1 protein-coding gene is annotated in these 1271 nt (G+C 20.8%); it reads left to right on the top strand.

The features are described from left to right. Positions 1-1271: relaxase/mobilization nuclease domain-containing protein (locus tag JG677_RS08210; protein WP_200286151.1), on the top strand; the 1271-nt coding region annotated here is incomplete at both ends.

Here is a 1271-nt window from a genome sequence, read left to right as displayed (position 1 = left end):
ACATAATATCAATAATATAAATCAAACTACTTATTCTAAACAAGCAATAGTTAAGCTTTGTTCTAATTTATCTAAAGATGGAGCAAAAAGAGCAATAGATTATATTTTAAATAGTGCTGATACTCCTTATCTTATAAATGAAAAAGGGGAAGAGATTTTAACAGAAGATGTGATAAAAGATTGGAAAATTGATTTTTCAAATCAAAAAAATGCTAAAGACGCTTGGCATTTGATTTTTTCTATTAAAGAAAATCCTACTGAAAAAAACTTAGAGATTTTAAAAAAAAGCGTCAAAGAAACTATGGATAATAATTTTTTTGGTTATAAGTATGTAATGGCAATACACACTCATCAAAACAATCCACACATTCACATTGTTTTAAATAAAAGAAATATTTTAACAAAAAAGAAAATTCATTTTAATACAAAAGACGATATTAAAGATTTTTGGAATGATGTTAGAAGTAATTTTTCTATGTCTTTAAGTTCTAAAGGATTACATTATCATAATCAAACTTCTTATGAAAAAGATTTAGATAGAAAATATCAAAAAATAAAAAGCACTTTATATCTTGATGAGATGGATACAAAAAAAGATTTAAGCGATATGATTTTAAATATAATTAAAAAAGAAAGTAAAAAGTTAGAGAATAAAAAATCTAAAATTGATATTTTAAATAATGAAAGTTTAGAATTAAAGAAAAATAGATTAGATCTTATAAATCTTTTTAATCAATATAAAAAGAAAAATAATAAAAAATATTTCAAACTAGGAAAAGAGTTAAAAAAAGTATCAGATGATTTAAATAAAATTGATTTAAAAATACTATCAGAAATAAAAGAAACTCAAAAAATCAATGAAAAGATTTCTCTTTTAAATAAAGAGCTTGACAAATACAATTATCAAAACATTGTGGATACAAAAAATCTAAAGAATTTTGTTGATTTTATGCGTAAAAATAAACTAGCGACAAAAAGCGATTATGAACTTTTAGAAAAAGTTAAATTATCCATTTTAAAAAGCGACGATAATCTGGATAAAAGTTTAAAAAATACCATAGAAACCAATACTATCCTAACAAAACTTTTCAATGGTAAAAATGAAAGCATTTTTAAAATAGAAAAAAAGATTAATAATATAAATAATTACATAGAAATTTTAAAACAATCAAACGCTGAAGTTAAAGAATATGAAAACTATTTAAAAACTTTAGAAGAAAATAAAAATTTTTTAAAAGATTATGCTAAAAATCGTTTTGAGAATTTAAAAA

The organism is Campylobacter sp. TTU-622, from assembly GCF_016598965.1.
Taxonomy (GTDB): Bacteria; Campylobacterota; Campylobacteria; order Campylobacterales; family Campylobacteraceae; genus Campylobacter_D.
The sequence above is the reverse complement of the archived record's forward strand: the minus strand, read 5'-3'. Positions and strand labels throughout refer to the sequence as shown.